This window comes from Mycobacterium sp. JS623, assembly GCF_000328565.1.
In the GTDB taxonomy this organism is placed as follows: domain Bacteria; phylum Actinomycetota; class Actinomycetes; order Mycobacteriales; family Mycobacteriaceae; genus Mycobacterium.
In genome coordinates, this window is the sequence record NC_019966.1 from 4748469 (window position 1) to 4767537 (window position 19069).

The 19069-nt window shown below is 65.9% G+C and carries 17 protein-coding genes and 1 pseudogene; 10 read left to right on the forward strand and 8 right to left on the reverse strand.

Going from position 1 to position 19069, the window contains the following annotated elements; all coding sequences use genetic code 11:
- The first annotated feature begins 12 nt into the window (after positions 1–12).
- The 3 genes and pseudogenes from MYCSM_RS23175 to MYCSM_RS23185 all read left to right on the forward strand — a co-directional run bounded on the left by MYCSM_RS23175 (position 13) and on the right by MYCSM_RS23185 (position 3294).
- Positions 13–219 carry a heavy-metal-associated domain-containing protein gene (locus MYCSM_RS23175; protein ID WP_015308601.1) on the forward strand — a complete coding sequence of 69 codons (207 nt, stop codon included), beginning with the start codon at positions 13–15 and terminating at the stop codon, positions 217–219.
- A pseudogene (locus MYCSM_RS23180) lies at positions 219–1108 on the forward strand (hypothetical protein). Before MYCSM_RS23175 ends, MYCSM_RS23180 begins: the two are co-directional and overlap by 1 nt.
- Entirely contained in the window at positions 1105–3294 is a 2190-nt protein-coding gene (locus MYCSM_RS23185) for a heavy metal translocating P-type ATPase (RefSeq protein WP_015308602.1), read from the forward strand. The pseudogene MYCSM_RS23180 and the gene MYCSM_RS23185 overlap by 4 nt, the downstream one beginning before the upstream one ends.
- Here the strand turns inward: MYCSM_RS23185 and MYCSM_RS23190 are convergent, their stop codons facing one another.
- From MYCSM_RS23190 to MYCSM_RS23200, 3 genes are all read right to left on the reverse strand, one after another.
- Positions 3295–4707 (reverse strand): HNH endonuclease signature motif containing protein, encoded by a 1413-nt coding sequence (locus MYCSM_RS23190; protein WP_015308603.1) that lies wholly within the window; start codon positions 4705–4707, stop codon positions 3295–3297.
- Between the two features lie 119 nt (positions 4708–4826).
- On the reverse strand, positions 4827–6026 hold the full coding sequence (locus tag MYCSM_RS23195; RefSeq protein ID WP_015308604.1) for a glycosyltransferase: 1200 nt from the start codon (positions 6024–6026) through the stop codon (positions 4827–4829).
- Positions 6027–6142: 116 nt separating this feature from the next.
- Positions 6143–7270 carry an adenylate/guanylate cyclase domain-containing protein gene (locus MYCSM_RS23200; protein ID WP_041314756.1) on the reverse strand — a complete coding sequence of 376 codons (1128 nt, stop codon included), beginning with the start codon at positions 7268–7270 and terminating at the stop codon, positions 6143–6145.
- A 42-nt stretch (positions 7271–7312) separates the two neighbouring features.
- Between MYCSM_RS23200 and MYCSM_RS23205 the strand changes: the two genes are divergently transcribed.
- The gene (locus MYCSM_RS23205) at positions 7313–7807 is read left to right on the forward strand and encodes a DNA-deoxyinosine glycosylase (RefSeq protein ID WP_015308606.1); all 495 of its coding nucleotides are present in this window, start codon (positions 7313–7315) and stop codon (positions 7805–7807) included.
- Here the strand turns inward: MYCSM_RS23205 and MYCSM_RS23210 are convergent.
- The 3 genes from MYCSM_RS23210 to MYCSM_RS23220 are packed head-to-tail and all read right to left on the reverse strand — an operon-like array spanning position 7802 to position 10329.
- Complete coding sequence (locus MYCSM_RS23210) at positions 7802–9181, reverse strand: amidase (RefSeq protein ID WP_015308607.1); 1380 nt, start codon at positions 9179–9181, stop codon at positions 7802–7804. The two genes, MYCSM_RS23205 and MYCSM_RS23210, sit on opposite strands and share 6 nt — an antisense overlap.
- Positions 9182–9189: 8 nt before the next feature.
- A complete protein-coding gene (locus MYCSM_RS23215) occupies positions 9190–10023 on the reverse strand; it encodes an AraC family transcriptional regulator (protein WP_015308608.1) in 834 nt (277 codons plus the stop codon).
- 21 nt (positions 10024–10044) lie between these two features.
- Positions 10045–10329, reverse strand: a complete 285-nt coding sequence (locus MYCSM_RS23220; protein WP_157681384.1) for a hypothetical protein — start codon at positions 10327–10329, stop codon at positions 10045–10047.
- Positions 10330–10398: 69 nt separating this feature from the next.
- On the opposite strand from MYCSM_RS23220, the gene MYCSM_RS23225 reads away from it, so the two are divergent.
- From MYCSM_RS23225 to MYCSM_RS23240, 4 genes are read left to right on the forward strand one after another with little or no spacing between them, the layout of a single operon-like run.
- The gene (locus MYCSM_RS23225) at positions 10399–11778 is read left to right on the forward strand and encodes an MFS transporter (RefSeq protein WP_015308610.1); all 1380 of its coding nucleotides are present in this window, start codon (positions 10399–10401) and stop codon (positions 11776–11778) included.
- Between the two features lie 47 nt (positions 11779–11825).
- A complete protein-coding gene (locus MYCSM_RS23230; protein WP_015308611.1) occupies positions 11826–12299 on the forward strand; it encodes a VOC family protein in 474 nt (157 codons plus the stop codon).
- 9 nt (positions 12300–12308) lie between these two features.
- Entirely contained in the window at positions 12309–12746 is a 438-nt protein-coding gene (locus tag MYCSM_RS23235; protein ID WP_015308612.1) for an HIT family protein, read from the forward strand.
- Between the two features lie 5 nt (positions 12747–12751).
- Positions 12752–13207: a nitroreductase family deazaflavin-dependent oxidoreductase gene (locus MYCSM_RS23240; RefSeq protein ID WP_157681385.1), complete on the forward strand. Its 456-nt coding sequence runs from the start codon at positions 12752–12754 to the stop codon at positions 13205–13207.
- On the opposite strand, the gene MYCSM_RS23245 is transcribed toward MYCSM_RS23240, so the two are convergent.
- Entirely contained in the window at positions 13204–14253 is a 1050-nt protein-coding gene (locus tag MYCSM_RS23245; protein ID WP_015308614.1) for an LLM class flavin-dependent oxidoreductase, read from the reverse strand. The two genes, MYCSM_RS23240 and MYCSM_RS23245, sit on opposite strands and share 4 nt — an antisense overlap.
- Before the next feature lie 7 nt (positions 14254–14260).
- Positions 14261–15079: a uracil-DNA glycosylase gene (locus tag MYCSM_RS23250; protein ID WP_015308615.1), complete on the reverse strand. Its 819-nt coding sequence runs from the start codon at positions 15077–15079 to the stop codon at positions 14261–14263.
- A gap of 98 nt (positions 15080–15177) precedes the next feature.
- On the opposite strand from MYCSM_RS23250, the gene MYCSM_RS23255 reads away from it, so the two are divergent.
- Both MYCSM_RS23255 and MYCSM_RS23260 read left to right on the forward strand, forming a co-directional pair.
- Positions 15178–16407 (forward strand): MFS transporter, encoded by a 1230-nt coding sequence (locus MYCSM_RS23255; protein ID WP_015308616.1) that lies wholly within the window; start codon positions 15178–15180, stop codon positions 16405–16407.
- A 69-nt stretch (positions 16408–16476) separates the two neighbouring features.
- Positions 16477–19062 carry a helix-turn-helix transcriptional regulator gene (locus MYCSM_RS23260; RefSeq protein WP_198345113.1) on the forward strand — a complete coding sequence of 862 codons (2586 nt, stop codon included), beginning with the start codon at positions 16477–16479 and terminating at the stop codon, positions 19060–19062.
- Positions 19063–19069 lie beyond the last annotated feature (7 nt).

Below are 19069 nucleotides of genomic sequence, written 5' to 3' on the forward strand. Positions count from 1 at the left end.
TACACATGATTCATGAGCACAACCAAGGTCACCGTCGTGGGTATGAGCTGCGGTTCCTGCGCCTTAACGGTGCGTGAAGAAATCGGCGATATCCCCGGCGTCCATACCGTCGATGTGGACCTGGGCAGCGGAACGGTGGTCATCGAGAGCGAAGGCCCGCTCGCCGTCGACGCGATCAAAAACGCCGTCGAGGCCGCCGGCTACCAGCTGGCCGGCTGATGAACGCCGCCCAGAAAATCGCAGTGTTCGCCGTCGGCCTGGCAGTGGTGTTCACCGTCGCGCTCTTCGTCGGCAGGACCATCGGGCCCGAGGGCGGCGCCGTGGTGCAATCGGCACCCGCGCACGAGGACGGCCACGGAGCACACGACACCGGAACGGCCGAGCTGCTCGGTGGTCTGTCGTCCGTGCAGGACGGCTACACACTCGAGTTGGCGGGTGATCGATTCGAGGCCGCCAACGACATGCCCCTGCGGTTCCGGATACTCGACGCTAATGGCGCGCCGGTGACGGGGTACATCGAAAACCACGAGAAACTCTTGCATTTGATCGTGGTTCGCAATGATTTGGCTGGTTTCCAGCATGTGCACCCAACGCTTGGTTCCGATGGAACATGGGGTGTACCAGTCGATCTCAGCCGCGGCGGCGACTACCGCGTGTTCGCCGACTTCACGCCTGCCGTGGCCGACCGGTCACGTTGGGCGCCAACGTACACGTGCGCGGCGAATACGACCCGCAGCCACTGCCGCCGGTCGCAGCGACGTCGGTGGTCGATGGATACACGGTGACGCTGAGCGGGTCGGCCAAGGCGCGCGAGCCATCGATGTTGACGATGTCGGTGAGCCGTGGCGGCAACCCGGTCACGGATTTGCAGCCCTACCTTGGCGCATACGGCCATCTGGTGGCGTTGCGCGCGGCGGATTTGGCGTACCTACACGTCCATCCGATGGGTGAGCCGGGCGACGGAGTCACGGCATCCGGACCGGACATCGGCTTCCATGCCACCTTCCCAAGCGGGGGCGACTACCGGTTGTTCCTCGATTTCCAGCATGCTGGCGTAGTGCGCACCGCAGAGTTCACCGTGACCGTCGGCGACGGGGAAACACGATGACGTCCGTTGAGCTCTCGATCGACGGCATGACATGCGCGTCATGTGCGCATCGAATCGAGAAGAAACTCAACAAGCTCGAGGGCGTGACCGCCACGGTCAACTTCGCCACCGAGAAGGCCCATGTCGAATACGGCGATTCCGTGACGCCCGACCAGCTGGTCGCGACCGTCGAAGACGCCGGCTACCAGGCGCACCTCCCCGAAGAACCTGCCGAAGCGGCACAGGATCCGACGTCGTCGCTTCGGCAACGGCTGCTGATCTCGGCGGCCCTGACTGTTCCGGTGATCGCGATGGCGATGGTGCCCGCCCTGCAGTTCACCAACTGGCAGTGGCTGTCGCTGGCGTTGGCGGCACCGGTGGTCATCTGGGGTGCCTGGCCGTTTCATCAAGCGGCGTGGATGAATCTGCGGCACGGCACCGCAACGATGGACACGCTGATCTCAATGGGCACGCTCGCCGCGCTCGGCTGGTCGGTCTATGCGTTGTTTTGGGGCACCGCGGGCATGCCGGGAATGAAGCACGCATTCGAGCTGACGATCGCGCGCACCGACGGAACCGGCAACGTCTATTTCGAAGCCGCGGCGGGGGTGACTACGTTCATCCTCGCCGGCCGCTATTTCGAGGCCCGCGCCAAGCGCAGGGCCGGTGCGGCGCTACAGGCATTGCTGGAACTCGGCGCGAAGGACGTCGCGGTGCTCAGAGATGGCGTCGAGCAACGCATTCCGATCGAGCGGTTGTCAGTCGGCGATGAATTCGTGGTGCGCCCCGGCGAAAAGATCGCAACTGATGGCGTGGTGGTGGCGGGCAGTTCAGCGGTGGATGCGTCGATGCTCACCGGCGAATCGGTGCCGGTGGATGTTCGGCCCGGTGATCCAGTTGTCGGCGCGACGGTCAATGTCGACGGTCGGATTGTGGTGCGGGCCAACCGCATTGGCTCGGAAACACAGCTAGCTCAAATGGCCCGCCTTGTCGAGGAGGCGCAGAACGGCAAGGCCAAGGCGCAGCGGTTGGCTGACCAGATTTCCGGGGTCTTCGTGCCGATAGTCATTGCGCTTTCGGTGGCGACGTTGGGATTTTGGCTCGGGACGAGCGGGTCGGTTGCGGCGGCATTCACGGCCGCGGTGGCGGTGCTGATCGTCGCCTGCCCGTGTGCGCTGGGGCTGGCCACACCGACCGCGCTGATGGTCGGAACGGGCCGCGGAGCACAGCTGGGCATCTTGATCCAGGGGCCGGAAGTGCTTGAGTCGACCCGCCGCATCGACACGATCGTGTTGGACAAGACGGGCACGGTGACCACCGGCACGATGACGCTGCTCGACGTGATCACGCCTGATGGTGAACAACCGGATGAGGTGTTGCGGTTGGCCGGAGCGCTCGAGGATGCGTCGGCGCATCCGATCGCCAAGGCGATCGCGGGCGGTGCGCGCGACAAGGTCGGCGACCTACCGAGCGTCGATGACTTCAAGAGCCTCGAGGGACTCGGCGTACAGGGCGTCGTTGAGGGTCTCACGGTGTTAATCGGTCGACGCCGACTACTCGATATGCCCGACGAACTTGCAAATGCCGTGCAGGAGGCCGAATCTCATGGCCGGACGCCGGTGGCAGTCGGTTGGGACGGGAGGGCGCGCGGTGTGCTCGTTGTCGCCGATGCCGTCAAGCCGACGTCGGCCGAGGCCATCCGAGAGTTGCGGCAGCTGGGCTTGATGCCGATCTTACTGACGGGAGACAACACTGCCGCTGCCCGAACCGTTGCGAAGCAGGTCGGGATCGACGAGGTGATCGCCGAGGCACTGCCCGAAGACAAAGTGTCGGCGGTCAAACGGCTGCAGACCGAGGGGCGCGTGGTCGCAATGGTGGGCGACGGCGTCAACGACGCTGCGGCGCTCGCCCAGGCGGATCTCGGCCTCTCGATGGGCACGGGCGCCGACGTCGCGATCGAGGCGAGCGATCTGACCTTGGTCCGCGACGACCTAGGCGCTGTGCCTACCGCGATTCGGTTGTCACGTAAGACGTTGTCGACAATCAAGGGCAACCTGTTTTGGGCATTCGCATACAACATCGCGGCGCTGCCGTTGGCCGCGGCTGGACTGCTCAACCCGATGATCGCCGGCGCTGCAATGGCTTTCAGCTCCGTATTCGTTGTCAGCAACAGCCTGCGGCTGCGCCGATTCAGCGCGTCCCAATAGCTACGGGTCGTCTTCGCAGTCGTCCTCTTCGTCCCGGTCTTCTCCTACGGACGCCAGGTATTTCTCGGGGTGGTGGTAATCGTTGACGCGCGATTGTCCGGTGTCCAGGTGTGGTGGTGGGATCCATTCGGTGCGGCCGTCTTCGCGTTTTCGGGTGATCCAGCCGCCCGCTTCGACGAGGCGGTTGTCCGGGCCGCAGGCCAGGGTGAGTTTGGTGATGTCGGTCTTGCCGTTGTTGGCCCAGCCATCCACATGGTGAACCTGGGACCAATAACCGGGCGCGGTGCAACCCGGCCGGGTGCAGCCCCGTTCAAGCGCGTGCAGCACAATGCGCTGCCCCGGCGTCGCAAACCGTTTGGCGCGCCCGCAGTACAGCGGTTCGCGGGTGTGCTTGTCATAGATCACCAGATAGTGGTGGGCCTGCGAGGCCAACCGGATCACGTCGCGCATCGGCAGCAGCGTGCCGCCTGCGGTGACCGCGGCACCCGCAGCCGATTGCAGATCTTGCAGCGAGGTCGTCGCGATGATGGTGGCCGGCAGCCCGTTGTGCTTACCCAACTCCCCCGACGCCAACACCGAGCGACCCATCGCGGTCAGCGCATCGTGGTTCCGCTGCCCCGCCGAGCGCACATCCGCTTGGACCGCCTCATCACTGGGTTCGCCGTCCACACATGGGTTTTCGTCGTCGCGGTTGCACATCCCCGGCGCCGCCAATTTCGCGAACACCGCATCCAGCGTCGCGCAGGCTTCGGGGTCGAGTAGACCGTGGACGCGGCTCAACCCATCGACGCCTTGCTTTTCGACGGTGAAATATCGCCGCCGCGCCCGATCAGCGTCATCGGCCAGCTCACCGTCCTGGTTGAGCAGCAGCGCCAACCGATCCGCAGCAGCACGAAACTGGGTGGGCCCCAACCCGGTAGCAATACCCGCCAAATCGGCCTCGGCCAATTCTCGGGTCTGGCCGTCAATGTGGCTGGGCAGGGCTTTGAAGAACTTCTCGATGATCTGCACATGCTCGGGCCCGAGCTCACCACGCGCTTGGGCCGCAGCCACATTCGGCAACGCCGGGGGCAACGCTTCACCACTCAACGCGGTGCGCGGCCCCAGCAACCCGGCCTGTGTGACCCGCCGCTTGGCTTCGCCCTCAGAGATCCGCAGCGCCGCGCAGAGCACCTTGGCCCACGACGTAGCGCCCAACTCGGTCGGTGTGCACTGCGAAGTGAGCTGATGAATCAACTTGTGATCGACGGCGGGCTGGCGCCGATACCCGTCCTCGAGCCGCTTCTGGATGCCCAGCACCTCGGGTCCGGTCAACGCGCGAAAAGACAGCCCCGCCATCTCGGCTTGGACCCGTTCCCAGCGCGCCACCGTCGCGAGAATCACCTCGCGATCCGACACCGCACCCGACGACATACTTCGAACACTAGTTCGATCACGCGACCACACGCCGCAGGTCACCCGCAGGCTGTGGATCAATTCGTCGCTGGGGATAAGTGCCCACTTTCGTCGGTGACGCTGCCTACACTGCGCACTCACTCCATCAGCAGTTTGGCGGCCACCGTCGTGCCGTCGGTGCGGACAATGCCCGCCACATCGCGAGCCCGTGCGCGGGTCTCGGGAGCCAGCGCCGTCTCGAGCGCAGTCGACAGCGATTCCACGGTTGGCGTCGAACCCTCATGTGCCGCACCGATTCCCAGATCGGCCACGCGCTCACCCCAGTACGGCTGATCCGCGATCTGAGGCACCACCACCTGAGGCGCGCCGGCCAGAGCGGTCGTCGTGGTGGTGCCCGCGCCGCCATGGTGCACGACGGCAGCCATCCGGCCGAACAGCGCCTGATGGTTGACCTCACCAACGACAAAGCAATCGTCTGCATCGTCGATCAACGCAAGGGCGGCCCATCCACGACCGATGACCACTCGACGGCCATGCGCACGTACCGCCTCGATTGCCACCCGGGCGACGTCCTCGGGGGCGCGCACGCTTCCCATGCTGACGAATACCGGCGGTTCGCCCGCGTCCAGGAATCTCTCCAAATCGGCAGGGAGCGGACGTTCGTCACGCAGGATCCATGCGCCGGTCTGCACGACGTCGAGATACGGCGAACCGGGCCACGGCGCCAACGTCGGGTCCGTCGCCAGCCACGGGCGGTCCGTGAACACGTGATCGCGGACGTTGTCGACCGGCGGCAACCCGATCGCCGCCCGATGGGCGTTGAGCGGCTCCGCGTACAGCGCATTGACCCGCTCGGCGTCGATGTCCCACAGCACCTTGTTGTCGGTCTCGCCTGGCGGAAACGGCTTGCCCGGCCGCGACAACGGCCTCTGATTCGGTGACGGAAACGAACCCGAATGGAATGCCACCAAGACATAGCGCGCGCCGACCTTCTCGGCCACCGACCGGACACCGGCAGGCATCAAGCCCGTCGCCACCACCACGTCACAGCCCTCGGCCGCCGCGCCCACCGTCTCGAAATGCCCCGCGACCAACTCGGCCGCGACCCGTGGCGCGTCCGCCGGGGTCGACGGTTTCTTTCCGCTGTTCCCGTGCACCAACGCGCGTACCGACTGACCGGCTGGCACCATCTCGACGCCGAGGCGGGCCGATTGTTCGGCGAAGTCCGGTGGCGCGCAAACCCGGGCCTTCGCACCAAGCTCCTGCAGTCGCACCGCGAGCGCCAGCACCGGTTCGACGTCTCCGCGTGATCCCCACGTCGACAACAACACACGCATTTTCGCTGCCCCATTTCCACGAGTTTTGGCTTCGGGCAGCGATTTTGCGGCAATACCGGGGTCTTGCCGCAAGCCCCCCCATGCGCTATAGATTGAGAGTGGGAGGGGGTTAGAAATCAGTCGCTGTCGGCTGTGGCCCTTCGCGCACGGAACAGCTTGACATCGGATTTGATGCCCTTCAGGTGCCGCGCTCCCGCGAATGAAAAGGTGAACCGTTCGTCGTCAGCGATCGCCTCGTAGGTCTGCTCGGAAACCAACACCGAACCGGGCCGCGCCGCGCCCGTGACACGGCTGGCGAGGTTCACCGGACTGCCGAACCAGTCCCCGGCCCGGCTCACCGCCATCCCGGTGGCGATACCCGCGCGCAGACGGGGGAGGTCATCGTCACCCTCGGTCGCGTCGACCAGGTCCAGAACGGCCTGCAGAAGTGCAACCGGTTCCGGGCTGATCAACATCACCTCGTCGCCGATCGTCTTGATGAACCGCACCGGCGCAACAGCCACATCGCGGGCGAGGTCGGCCAGCCGGTGAGACAGCCGCTCCAGGTCTTCGGGCGGCACGACTTCGCCGAGACGGGTGAAGCCGACGAGATCAGCGAACGCGATGGTGACCAGGCGAGCGCCGGGCAGGCGTTGCCCCTCGGCCCTTTCGCTTGCTGTGACCGCCTCTGTCTCCATCAGGTGCCGCAACTGCAGGCGCAGCATTTCCTGAATCATCGGGCCGAGCATGGGAGCGATCTCACGCACCAACGCTTCGGCGTTCTTCGCGAGCTGCAGCTCCGAACCGGATGGGTCCAGAATCGAGGCGAGCGCGGCGTATCGCATCACCTCGGCTGCGCGCGACAAGCCCTCGGCCAGCGTCCTTGTGATCTGCACGACCTGGTCGGGTTCGATGCCCAGATCGAGCGACTTCTTCGCATACGCTGCGGCTTCCGCGTCGGCGCGCAGATACACCGCCGCGTCGGGATCGTCGACGCGCGGCAGCCCCATGGCGCGCTGCAGGCGCTGGAGCAGTTCCAGGTCGATGCCCGTCTTTTCGCTGGTCTCCCGGGCTGAGACGTAAACGCCGTCGTCACCGAGTAGCCGACGCGAGGCGAGCAGCGCCGGCATGAAACCGGTCCGGATCTGCTCGACGGTGACGCCGCGCTCGAGCAGCCACGGGATCAGTTCGGCACGCTCGTCGCGCGCCCTGCCCTCGAGGCCGTCGAGCAGCCCGGACGCTTCGAGATCGAAGTCTTCGGCCACGGCCACAACGTATACCGCCGAGGTAGGGCAATATGCGGATACATGGCTTCCGAGGTGCTCCACGGTTTTCCGCCGATCGTCGGCGACGGCGCCAAGACACTGATCCTCGGCAACATGCCAAGCGTGATGTCGCTGGGTGCGCAGCAGTACTACGCGAACCCGCGCAACGCGTTCTGGAGCATCATCGGCGCGATCTTCGGGTTCGATGCGGACGCACCCTATGAGGTGCGGACGGCGGTGCTGATTGCAAATCGCATCGCAGTGTGGGACGTGCTGCGGTCATGTCGCCGCGTCGGCAGCCTGGATTCGGCCGTTGAACCAGACAGCATGGTGGCCAACGACTTTGGCGGGCTATTCGAGCAGTATCCCGACATTTCGCGCGTGTACTTCAACGGCGCCGCCGCGGAGAAGAACTTCAACCGCCTGGTCCGCGTCGCACCGGATTTCGCCTACCGACGACTGCCGTCGACCAGCCCGGCACAGACCATGCGCTACGAGGACAAGCTGACCGCCTGGCGCGTCATCGGCGAATCATGACACCGGCGGGCGGCGCTGCGCCCATGGCCGAGCCTGCTCGATCTGTGCTCCCAACGACAGCAACGTAGCCTCGTCGAATGGTTTGCCCACCAATTGGATTGACGTCGGCAGGCCATTGCTGTCCAGATCCCATGGCACCACAGCCGCAGGCTGGCCCGTCACGTTGAACATCGCCTGGAACGGCACCCGCTGAGCAACCAAGGCCAGCGTCGCGATCGCCCCGCGCCGCTGGTAGGCCCCGACCTTCGACGGGCCGATCGCGGTCCCGGGTGTGATCACCACGTCGACATCGTCGTAGATCGACTGGATACGTTCGGCCACTTCGCTTTCCGACCCTCTGATCGCATTCATCCGACTCTCCGGGAGCAGGCCGCCGATCCGCGCGAAGGCGCGGGTGCGACGCTCAAGCCGCTCCGGGTGCGGCAACGTCTTCACGTCGTCGTATACGCCGCGGAAGTAGCGTGGCAGCGCCTGCCCATACATCCCGGCGGCCGGATAGTCCGGGTCACGCCTAACCACCTCGTGGCCCAACTCGCGCAGCAGCGCACCTGCCTCCTCGACCGCGGCCCGTTGCGCCTTGCCGATGCGAGCCTTGAATGGCGGAGGCACCTTGGTGCTCAACGCGATTCGCAACCGTCCTGGTTCTTGTTTGGCTGCAGCGACGAACCCATTGCCCGGCGCCGTCACATCCAGGAACAACGCGGCATCCTCCACCGTCCGCGCCATCGGGCCGTTCACACTCAACCCGCACCACGCATCGTCGTGCGGTGCCAGCGGCACCCGGTCGCGCTGCGGCTTGACACCGAACAACCCACACCACGTCGACGGAATCCGGATCGATCCCATGCCATCGGATCCCAAAGCCATGGACGCCAAACCCGCTGCCACTGCCGCACCACTGCCCCCGCTGCTCCCGCCGGGTGTGTAATCGGTGTTCCACGGGTTGCGCGTTGCCCCGAACGCGAGCGTCTCGGTGAACGGCCACAGCATCATTTCGGGCACGGCGGTCTTGCCGAGGATGATTGCTCCGGCATCACGCAGTCGCCGCACCGCCTCTGCGTCCTGCGTACAGGCCGGCCCGTGCGCCGCGCTGCCATACGTCGTCAACTCGCCCGCCACATCGACGTCGTCCTTGATGGCGAACGGCACACCCAACAGCGGCAGCCGCTGCCCCGCATCCAATCGGGCCTGCGCGGCGGCGGCCTCCTGCCGCGCACTGTCGGCCAGCACCACCCGATACGACCTCAGTTCGGGGTCGACGCGGCCGATGCGCTCCAGGTAGGCGTCGAGCAGCGCAGGCGCTGTGATGACGCCGTCGGCAAGCATCCGGGCCTGCGCGGCGGCTCCGGCGAATACGAGCTCACGGGTGTCCACGCAATCTCCTAACTTCCGTGGGCCGAGGCGTATTCGCCCGGTGTGGTGCCCAGCATGTCGCGGAAGTCGTTGATGAAGTGCGCTTGGTCATACCAGCCGAGCCGGACGGCGAGGTCGGCGTGATCCACCCCAGGCTGGCTCTCGATTTCCAAAGCCGCCTGCTGCAGCCGGTAGCGGCACAGCACCCACTTGACCGGTACCCCGACGTAGCGGCGAAACACCCGCTGTGTGGTGCGCGCGCTCCACGGCGAATGCTGCATCACCTGCTCGACGCGGTGCAGTCGATCGTCGTCGCGGATCCGGTCGACAAGGTGCGTAAGTGCCACAAACGTGGGGTCCAGTTCACCCGGGTAGTCAGCGATGAGTGCATCCATGCGGCTCGATGCGGCATCCACGTCGTCATCGAGATGAATTGCGCGGCCGAACAATTCGTCGTCCATCGGCTGGATACGCCCGGTCAGCTCAGCTGCGTTGCGGTCGAACCGCGCGGTGAAGCCGCCCGGCCGGAACCGCGCACCGACCACCTTGCCGCGCTCACTGATCGTCGTGTGGAACACGCGCTGCACCACACCGTGCAGCAATGTGTTGGGCAACGGAAAACCGTGGCGCGGACCGTCATCGCCCCACTCGTGGGTCAGGTGCACCGACGGAAAGGTGATGACGGTGCTGTCGAACGGCCCCTGTTCGCGCAGGTCCCAGCTGACCGACCAGAAGTGCTCGACGAACCGCGCAGTCGCGTCCGAGGGCGCCCACCGATCGAGATCGAACGCGTCGGCGCTACCGGCCCGACCGACCACGCCGCGAATGGGCGCGGCTTGTGTCGCGGTGTGACGAGCGCCCATGGAAGTCAGGCTACGAAACTGTTAGTCGATCCGGATGATGTACGTGCCATCTACGTCGCGCTCAACCGGCCGATCGGTCGCATTCACCCAGACAACCGGGTCGCCAGGGGTACCGATGAATGCATTCGTCATTCCGCCGCCGGGCGCCAGGTAGACGCTCCACTCCTCGCTCGGCGAAAAGATGCTGAGCACCTCTTCCCCGTTGGTGCGACGAATCGAGAGCGTGTGACCGTTTTCGTCCTCTTCTGTCCCGTCGTCGTCGGTCTCGTCGGCCAGGTCATCGTCAAGGTCTAGGTAGTCGGACACGCGGATCAGCCTAACCATGCGGCCAGACGGCATACGATGCCGACAGCGTGACGGCAGGGGGCGATCGCGGTGACCCATGCAGTCCTGTCACGAAGCCAGACCGCCCTCATGGTGTCGGCGCTGATCGTGTCCGTGGTCGCGTTTCAGCTCAACACCACGATGCTGATCCCCGCGATCCACACCATCAACGAGGAGTTCGGCGGCGACGCGTTCGCGACGATGTCCACGTACTTCTCACTGGCCGGCGCGGTCTCCAGCGTCGTGCTCATCCGGTGGAGCGACTACGTCGGCCGCAAACGCGTGCTGCTCGGCGTCATGGTCGTCATGTGCGTGGGCACCGTGCTGTGCATCGTGAGCACGACATTGGGACTCATGGTCGTTGGCCGAATTCTGCAGGGTGGCAGTGTGATCACGTTCGGACTCGCGTTTTTGATCATGCGCGAACACCTCAGCGGTCCGGCGTTCGGCACGTGCTGCGGGCTTGTCACCGCGATCAACGGCGGCGTCGCCGGATTCGACTCCCTTCTTGGTGGCGTGATGGTCGATCGGTTGGGATATCGGTCCATCTTCGTACTGAGCCTGACCGTCGGCATCGCAGCACTTGCCTTCGCGTGGAAAGCCGTCCCTGCCGATCATCGGTTACCGGTGGGCGGAGACCGAATGGACTGGTGGGGCGCAATCCTGTTGTCGCTGACTGCTATTGGAGCCAATCTGTTTCTGACCCATGGCGCACGCGAGGGCTGGCTGTCCCCGCTTGCGCTCGGCTGGATCGTCACGGCAACCGCGGCTTTGGTTGCGCTCGTCGTTGTCGACAGCAGGCTGCACCACCCGTTGGTGGCAATCGAGCACCTGCGCTCGCGTGAGGCGTGGCCGCTTATCGTCGCGACGACATTGTGCATCGCGTCGTTCATGACCGTGCTCACGTTCATCGTCCCGTCGATCGGCGAGGACGACGACTCCGGCTTCGCCCTCGACGGCACGACGACGGCATTGCTGCTATTGACCCCCGCCGCGGTGGTCCAATTGATCACTGCCCCTTTGGCAGGCAGGCTCGCGGTGCGGATTGGCTTCGTGACGGTGCTGCGCGCGGGCGTCGCGTCCTCCATCGTCGTCACGGCGCTTCTTGCGCTCTTCGTCCAGAACTTGAGCATGATCGTCACGCTGATGATCGTGTTCGGGTTCACCTGCACCGGCGTGCTGTTGACCGCCGTCAGCACATTGGCCGTCGTCCAGGCTCCCGACGACGAACCGGGCTCGCTGCCCGGCATCAACGGCGTCGCGTTCGGCATTGGCGGCGCGGCCGGATTCGCTTGGGCCGGACCGGTTGTCGGTACCGGTACTGTCGCGAGCTTTCAGACTGCGCTGTGGACGTGTGTCGCGATCGGCATCGTCGCACTGATCTTCAGCGTGATCCTGAAACCGAAGCCGGGACCGGTGGTTCCGGGCTGACGCGTTTCTCCAATACGTGCTTCAGGCAACCAGCAACAGTGGTGGACATGAGTGCGAAACCAATTCCGGAGGGCTACACCAGCCTGACCCCGTTCCTGTGCATCGACGGCGCTGCAGCCGCGATCGACTTCTACGTTTCGGTGTTCGGCGCCGAACTCGTCGACCGAATGGACGGTCCCGACGGCACGGTGGCACACGCCGAGCTGGACTTCGGCAATGGCCGCCTGCAACTCGGTGATCCCGCCGAGGCCTATCAGATCGCCGCGCCCGATCCGAAAGCCCCAGCCACCCACTCCGTCGGGTTCTACTGCAAGGACGTCGACGCGGTGGTGGCCAAGGCCGAGCAGGCAGGCGCCACCATCCGTGAACCGGCCCAGACCTTCGTCACCGGCGACCGGTTCGCGTCGATCCTTGACCCCTTCGGCCAGCGCTGGACCGTGATGACCCGCGTCGAGGACGTCTCGCCAGAGGAACGCGACCGCCGCATGGCCGAGTGGGCCAAGGAGAATGTCGGTAGCTAACGTGGCGGAATGTCCTGTGTTTTCTGCGCCGTCGTCGCCGGTGAGGCCCCGGCTATCCGGATCTACGAGGACGACGACTACCTGGCCATTCTCGACATCCGGCCGTTCACCCGCGGCCACACCCTTGTCATCCCCAAGCGCCACACAGTCGACCTGACCGACACGCCGTCGGACACGGTCGCCGAGATGGTGCGCATCGGCCAGCGCATCGCCAGGGCCGCCCGTCAGTCGGGACTGCACGCCGACGGCAACAACGTCGTCATCAACGACGGCAAGGCCGCCTTCCAGTCCGTTTTCCACATCCACCTGCACGTACTGCCGCGTCAGAGCGGCGACAAGCTGTCGTTCGCCAAGGGCATGCTGCTGCGCAAAGACCCGGACCGCGAGAAGTCGGGCCGGCTGCTGCGCGAGGCCCTAGCGGAACTGGACTCGGCTACGCAAGACTGAGCCTCATGAGTGGAATGCCTGCGTGGGAGAAGTACATCGGCCTTCCGTTGCTGATGCTGCATGACAAGATCTACAAGGGCACCAACGGCCGGATCGGGCACCGCATCCTGCCCGGCACACCGCCCAACCTGCTGCTGCACACCGTCGGCGCCAAGACCGGCATCCAGCGGACCAATTCACTGACGTACGCCAAAGACGGAGACTCCTACCTGATCGTCGCGTCTAAGGGCGGTGATCCCAAGGCACCGGGCTGGTATCACAACCTCAAGGCCAACCCGAAGGTCGAAATCAATGTCGGGCCAAAGAGATTCGGAGTGGTAGCCCGGCCTGTGCTGCCCGATGACGCCGACTACGCGCGACTGTGGGAAATCGTCAACAAGAACAACGCCAACCGGTACGCGAACTACCAGAAACGGACGTCGCGACCGATTCCGGTGGTCGTCCTGCGCGCCAGCGACTAAAACAGTTCCTTGGCAAGCAGTTCCAACGTCGTGTCGCGGGCGGGGGCCGTCGCCGGATCCGTGCCGCGGCGCGCCGAAGCTACCGGGTTGACCATCACCTCGTCGACACCGAATTCCTCGGCAAGCGCGCGCACCTGATCGGCCGCCTCCGCCGGGGTGCCGACGACCGCCCGCCGCAGCGCGCCCTCGACCACCCGCTGCGCCTGCGGGGTCATCTCCTGAAGTTCGGCATCCTCGACCAGATCGAGCGCGCCAAGCGGCTGACCCGTGCGCAGCCGCCCCATCATCTGCAGGTTAGGCAGCAGCAATGCCATTGCCTCGTGACGGGTTTCGGCAACGACGGCGTTGACCGTCAGGAACGTCAACGGTTCAGAAGCGAGGTCGCTGGGCCGGAACTCTGAGCGATACACGTCCAGCGCCTCGGCGGTGCCCTGACCCGAGAAGTGATGCGCGAACACATACGGCAAGCCCTTGGCCGCGGCCAGGTGCGCGGAGTACATCGATGAGCCCAGCAGCCACATCTTCGGCTCCGTCGTCGCCGACGGGGTCGCCTTGAGGATGTAATTCTCCCGCATCAGATCCCGCGGCAACGGCACACGCACCCCGCGCGCGCTCATCAGCGCCACCACGTCGTCGAGGTACTGCGGGAACGCCTCGATGTCGCGGTCGTCGCGACCGGCGGCTCCGCGCAGTGCAAGAGACGTCACCGGGTCGGAGCCCGGCGCGCGGCCGATGCCGAGGTCGATGCGGCCTGGGTGCGCGGCCTCCAGCAGCGCGAACTGCTCGGCGACGGCCAGCGGCGCGTGATTGGGCAGCATCACGCCGCCAGAACCCAGCCGCAGCTGCGACGTCTGCGCGGCCAGATGCGCGATCAGCACCGGCGGGCTGGTGGCCGCCACCGCCGGCATGTTGTGGTGTTCGGCCAGCCAGTAGCGGGTGTAGCCGAGGCGATCGGCCGTCTGCGCGAGGTGCGTCGTCGCCGCCAGCGCATCGGACGTCGTCTGGTCGGTGCGCACCGGCACCAGGTCGAGAACGGAAAGTCGCATGGCTACGTCAACGCCTCTTCTCCCCCGCGCGTTCCCGCGCGAGCTGGAAGACGTCGTCGAGCATCTGCGGCGTCAGCTTGCCGGTGAACGTGTTCTGCTGGCTGGGGTGATAGCAGCCGATCAACGTCACATTGTCCAGGGTGGCCGCCGCGCCGTGCCCGAACTTCGGCGCGGGAGTCGGGACGCTGCCGATCATCTGCAGCGCCGCCCGCCACGCGAACGCCCCGAGCGCAATGATCACCCGAACGTGGGAACTGATCAGGCGCCACTCGGCATCCAACCACGGCGCACACGTAGCACGCTCTGCCGGTGTCGGCGCATTGCCCGGCGGCGCGCAGCGCACCGCCGCGGCCACTCGAGTGTCGTTGAGCGCCAACCCATCCGCGGCATCGAGACACTCGGCCTGGTTCGCCAGCCCCGCGCGATGTAATGCGGCGAACAGAAAGTCGCCGGACCGGTCGCCGGTGAAAACCCGGCCGGTTCGGTTGCCGCCGTGCGCGGCGGGTGCCAGCCCCACGATCACGATGCGCGGCCGCGCCGACCCCCAACCCGGAATCGGCCGTCCCCAATAAGGCTGATCGGCGAAGGACTTGCGCTTGACGACGGCGACCTCTTCGCGCCACTCGACCAGCCGCGGGCAAGCGCGGCACACCGACACCTCCGCGTCAAGTTCATCGATGGTTTTGACCGCCTCCGCCATAGCGGTGACCTGCGCTGGAGTCTCCGCCACCGCTGTGCGCGAGGTGGCCGGATCACCCGGCCAGCCGACGCCGGGAGGCACGGGCGAATCGAACAATTCGCCGGTTCGCGGATGGGCCAGCTTCATCCCACCACTGTGCACGCGGGCCGAACTCGACGCCGCGCGGGCCCGGCAAATGCGTAGCCGCGCGGGCTCGGCCGCTGTTAGATTCGGCCGCGATACCCATGACCAATTCCAAGCGCGGCCCTCTGGTGCTGATCCTGTTCGCCGCGCTGATGGCTGGCGCCGGAAACGGCATCTCACTCGTCGCGTTTCCCTGGCTTGTGTTGCAGCGCAACGGCTCTGCGCTGTACGCCTCGATTGTGGCGATGGCGGGCACTTTGCCGCTGCTGGCCGCCACCTTGATCGCCGGTGCCGCCGTCGACTACCTCGGCCGCAGACGGGTCGCCATGATGTCCGACGCGTTGTCGGCAGTGTCGGTGGCCGCGGTCCCGGTGCTGGCACTCACGTTCGGGGCACACGCCATCAACGTCGCCGTGCTGGCAGGGCTGGCCGCGCTTGGCGCGTTCTTCGACCCGGCCGGAATGACAGCCCGCGAGACGATGCTGCCCGAGGCGGCCACCCGCGCCAGTTGGACGCTTGACCACGCCAACAGCGTGTACGAGGCGATTTTCAACCTGGCCTACATCGTCGGCCCCGGCATCGGCGGCCTGCTGATCGCCACGTTGGGCGGCATCAACACCATGTGGGTGACGGCGGCGGCATTCGGGTTCTCGATCGTCGCCATTTCGGCGCTTCGACTGGAGGGCGCCGGCAAACCCGACCGCACCGCTCTGAAGCAAGGCGTCTTGCCGGGCATTGTCGAGGGGCTGAAGTTCGTGTGGCACAACAAGGTGCTGCGCACGCTTGCCATCGTCGACCTGACGGCAACGGGTCTGTACATGCCGATGGAGTCGGTGCTCTTTCCGAAATACTTCACGGACCGCAACGAACCGGCTCAGCTGGGCTGGGTGCTGATGGCGTTGAGCGTCGGCGGTCTCATCGGTGCGCTGAGTTATGCGGTGCTGTCGAAGTATTCGCGCAGACGCACCGTGATGCTGACAGCGGTGATCACCCTTGGTGTGGCGATGACGATCATCGCCTTCCTGCCGCCGCTGCCGGTGATCCTCGTGCTGTGCGCGGTGGTCGGGTTCGTCTACGGGCCGATCGCGCCGATCTACAACTACGTGATGCAGACGCGCGCGCCGCAACACCTGCGCGGCCGAGTCGTCGGCGTCATGGGGTCACTGGCGTACGCCGCGGGACCGCTCGGCCTGATCCTGGCAGGACCGCTAGCCGACGCCGCCGGATTGCACGCGACATTCCTGGCGTTGTCGCTGCCGATGCTGGTACTCGGCCTGGTTGCCGTTTTTTTGCCAGCGCTGCAGGAATTGGATCGGGCGGGTTTGCCCTGACGAGCCGTTTCGGCGTTCTACCCTCTTTCTGTGCGGGGGACGTGGCCATTGATCGGTCGCTCGGAAGAGATGCAAACCATCGTCGCCGCGATAACGGAGCCTGGGCTGGCCGGAATCCTGGTGAGCGGGCCCGCGGGCGTCGGTAAGAGCCGGATCGTGCGTGAAGGCTTGGCGTCGGTCGCGGCGAAGGGCTTCGAACCGCGCTGGGCGGTCGGCACGATGTCGGCACGCAAGCTTCCCCTCGGTGCGTTTACGCCGTGGACGGGCGCGGCGAGCACCGACCGCCTACAGCTGGTCCGCGGCGTGATCGACTCCGTAACCGACGCGCCCGCCGGTAAGACGGTTGTCCTCGGTGTCGACGATGTGCATCTGCTGGATGAACTGTCGACGTTCGTGGTGCACCAGATCGTGCAGCGCGAGGCCGCCAAGGTGGTGCTGACGGTGCGTGAGGGCGAACGCGTTCCGACCGAGATATACGAGATATGGCGCGGCGGCCAATTCGACCGACTGGACCTGCAACCGCTTTCGGCCGACGACGTGGGCGCGCTGTTGGCGGCGTCGTTGGGCGGGCCGGTGGATCCCGAGGCCGCAACCCGGCTGTGGAAGTTGACTCGGGGCAATGCGTTGTATCTGCGCAACATCGTCGAGCAGGAAATCGCAGACGGCCGGATTCAGCAGCAGAACGGGTACTGGCAGTGGATCGGCGAACCGACAATGCCGAGGGGTTTGGTCGAACTGATCGAGTCCCGGTTCAGCGGACTGTCGCATCCCGTTGGTGAAGTGATCGACACGCTGGCTGTCGGAGAGCCGCTCGAGATGAAGACACTGCGGCGGATCGTCGATCTCGAGGCCATCGAGGAAGCTCAAGTCCGCGGCCTGATCACCGTCGACGAACTCGACAGTGAGCTCGAAGTGCGGCTGGCGCATCCGCTCTACGGGGAGGTGCGGCGGTCCCGATCGCCGGAAACCAGGTTGCGTCGACTTCGCGGACAGGTCGCCGCCGAACTCGCGTCGGCGCCGGGCAGTGACGAGATGGGCGCCGTGGTGCGGCGGGCGTCGTTGATCCTCGACTCCGACCTGTCGCCCGACGCCGATCTGCTGCTCAAGGCGGCAGGTGGCGCGGTATGGGCGGGTGATCTCCGGTTGGCCGATCGACTCGCCAAGGCAGCGATCCGCGCTCGGGGCTCGCCGCGCGCGTATTTCCTTCGCGCGCATGCGTTGTCATGGTTCCCCGCAGGCGAGGAGGCCGAGGCTGTGCTGGCGGAATTGGCCGACATGGAGCTGACCGACGATGACCGCGGCCGACTCGCCTACATGCGCGGCCTCAACATGCTGTGGGCGTCGGGCGATGCCGCACGTGCGAAAGAAATCATCGACGAAGCCGCACGTGGTACTTCGCCGCGACTATGGGTCGATGCCTTCCTCACTGTGTACTGGTTTGCGCTCGACCAGCCCCAGGAAGCATTGAAGACGTCGAAAAACCTTGTGTTGGAAGAGCTGCCGGCCGTCGCGGGCACGGAGACGGCGTGGGCTCTTGCGGTGATACTCGCGGAAGCCGGACAGACGGCCGAGGCCGTAGCCGCAGCCAACGCCGGATATGCCATTGCTTCACGCTTCTTCGATTCGCCCCAGATGCGGTTCAACATCGCCGACGCGCACGTCAGCGCCCTGCTGTTGGCGGGCGAGTTCGGCGACGGGCTGGCGGAGGCGCAGCGCGTGCGCCAGCAAGGGGCCGAAATGCCAGGGGCCACTCAACTGGTCGGCATTGCGATCGCGGGTCGTGCCGCGCTGTTCGCGGGCCGGCTGGACGAAGCGTGTGCGTTGTTAGGCACCGCGGCGCCGGGGTTCTCCGCGTCGGGAAACGAAATGGGCTGGGGCTACCGCTATCACATCCCGTACGCGATCGCCTTGGCGATGCGGGGTGAGAAGGACCAGGCCGCAGCGGTGCTCGCAACGCTCGAGAAGACGCGGCGCCCATTTCGCAGCCTGGACTACGAGCGCAGACTGGCCCGCGCATGGCTGGCGGCCGCGCAGGGCGCTGTCACCGAAGCGATCGCCACGATGCTATCGGCGGCCGAAACGGCAGCGGACAAAGGCCAATTCGCCGCCGAGGTGTTGTGCCTGCAGACCGCGACCCAGTTGGGGGATCACTCTGCGGTGTCGCGACTGAATGAGCTCGCGTCGATGGTTGAAGGGCCTCGGGCACCGCTCGTGGCCCGATTCGCGGCTGCACTCGCTGACGCAGATGGCTCCGAATTGAGTGCGGTATCAGAAGAATTCGAGAAGATGGGCGATCTCATCGCCGCCGTCGACGCGGCCGCCCATGCGTGTCTTGCGTTCCGACAGGGCGATCTGCGGGGATCGGCGCTCTGGTGTTCGTCGCGGGCCGAGGCGCTGGCGCAGCGCTGCGGTGGCGTCAGCACGCCCGCGCTGCGCGAGGTCAGCGAACCGTTGCCGCTCACCGGGCGTGAGCGTGAGATCGTCAGCCTGCTCGGCTCCGGGTCCACGACGCGCGAGGTTGCCGACCGCTTGTGCGTCTCGGCGCGCACCGTCGAAGGTCACGTGTACCGGGCGATGACGAAAACGGGCGCGGCGAACCGGGACGAACTGATCAGGATGGTGTTCCCCGACCGGGACGGTGGAAGAGGCTCGTAGCATCGAG

Excerpts from the sequence above, each read along its gene's own strand:
- MYCSM_RS23205 (WP_015308606.1), top strand. The coding sequence starts at position 7,313 with ATGGCTTCCGAGGTGCTCCACGGTTTTCCGCCGATCGTCGGCGACGGC.
- MYCSM_RS23260 (WP_198345113.1), top strand. The coding sequence starts at position 16,477 with ATGCAAACCATCGTCGCCGCGATAACGGAGCCTGGGCTGGCCGGAATC.
- MYCSM_RS23255 (WP_015308616.1), top strand. The coding sequence starts at position 15,178 with ATGACCAATTCCAAGCGCGGCCCTCTGGTGCTGATCCTGTTCGCCGCG.
- MYCSM_RS23240 (WP_157681385.1), top strand. The coding sequence starts at position 12,752 with ATGAGTGGAATGCCTGCGTGGGAGAAGTACATCGGCCTTCCGTTGCTG.
- MYCSM_RS23235 (WP_015308612.1), top strand. The coding sequence starts at position 12,309 with ATGTCCTGTGTTTTCTGCGCCGTCGTCGCCGGTGAGGCCCCGGCTATC.
- MYCSM_RS23195 (WP_015308604.1), bottom strand. The coding sequence starts at position 6,026 with ATGCGTGTGTTGTTGTCGACGTGGGGATCACGCGGAGACGTCGAACCG.
- MYCSM_RS23245 (WP_015308614.1), bottom strand. The coding sequence starts at position 14,253 with ATGCGACTTTCCGTTCTCGACCTGGTGCCGGTGCGCACCGACCAGACG.
- MYCSM_RS23185 (WP_015308602.1), top strand. The coding sequence starts at position 1,105 with ATGACGTCCGTTGAGCTCTCGATCGACGGCATGACATGCGCGTCATGT.
- MYCSM_RS23175 (WP_015308601.1), top strand. The coding sequence starts at position 13 with ATGAGCACAACCAAGGTCACCGTCGTGGGTATGAGCTGCGGTTCCTGC.
- MYCSM_RS23190 (WP_015308603.1), bottom strand. The coding sequence starts at position 4,707 with ATGTCGTCGGGTGCGGTGTCGGATCGCGAGGTGATTCTCGCGACGGTG.
- MYCSM_RS23215 (WP_015308608.1), bottom strand. The coding sequence starts at position 10,023 with ATGGGCGCTCGTCACACCGCGACACAAGCCGCGCCCATTCGCGGCGTG.
- MYCSM_RS23230 (WP_015308611.1), top strand. The coding sequence starts at position 11,826 with ATGAGTGCGAAACCAATTCCGGAGGGCTACACCAGCCTGACCCCGTTC.
- MYCSM_RS23250 (WP_015308615.1), bottom strand. The coding sequence starts at position 15,079 with ATGAAGCTGGCCCATCCGCGAACCGGCGAATTGTTCGATTCGCCCGTG.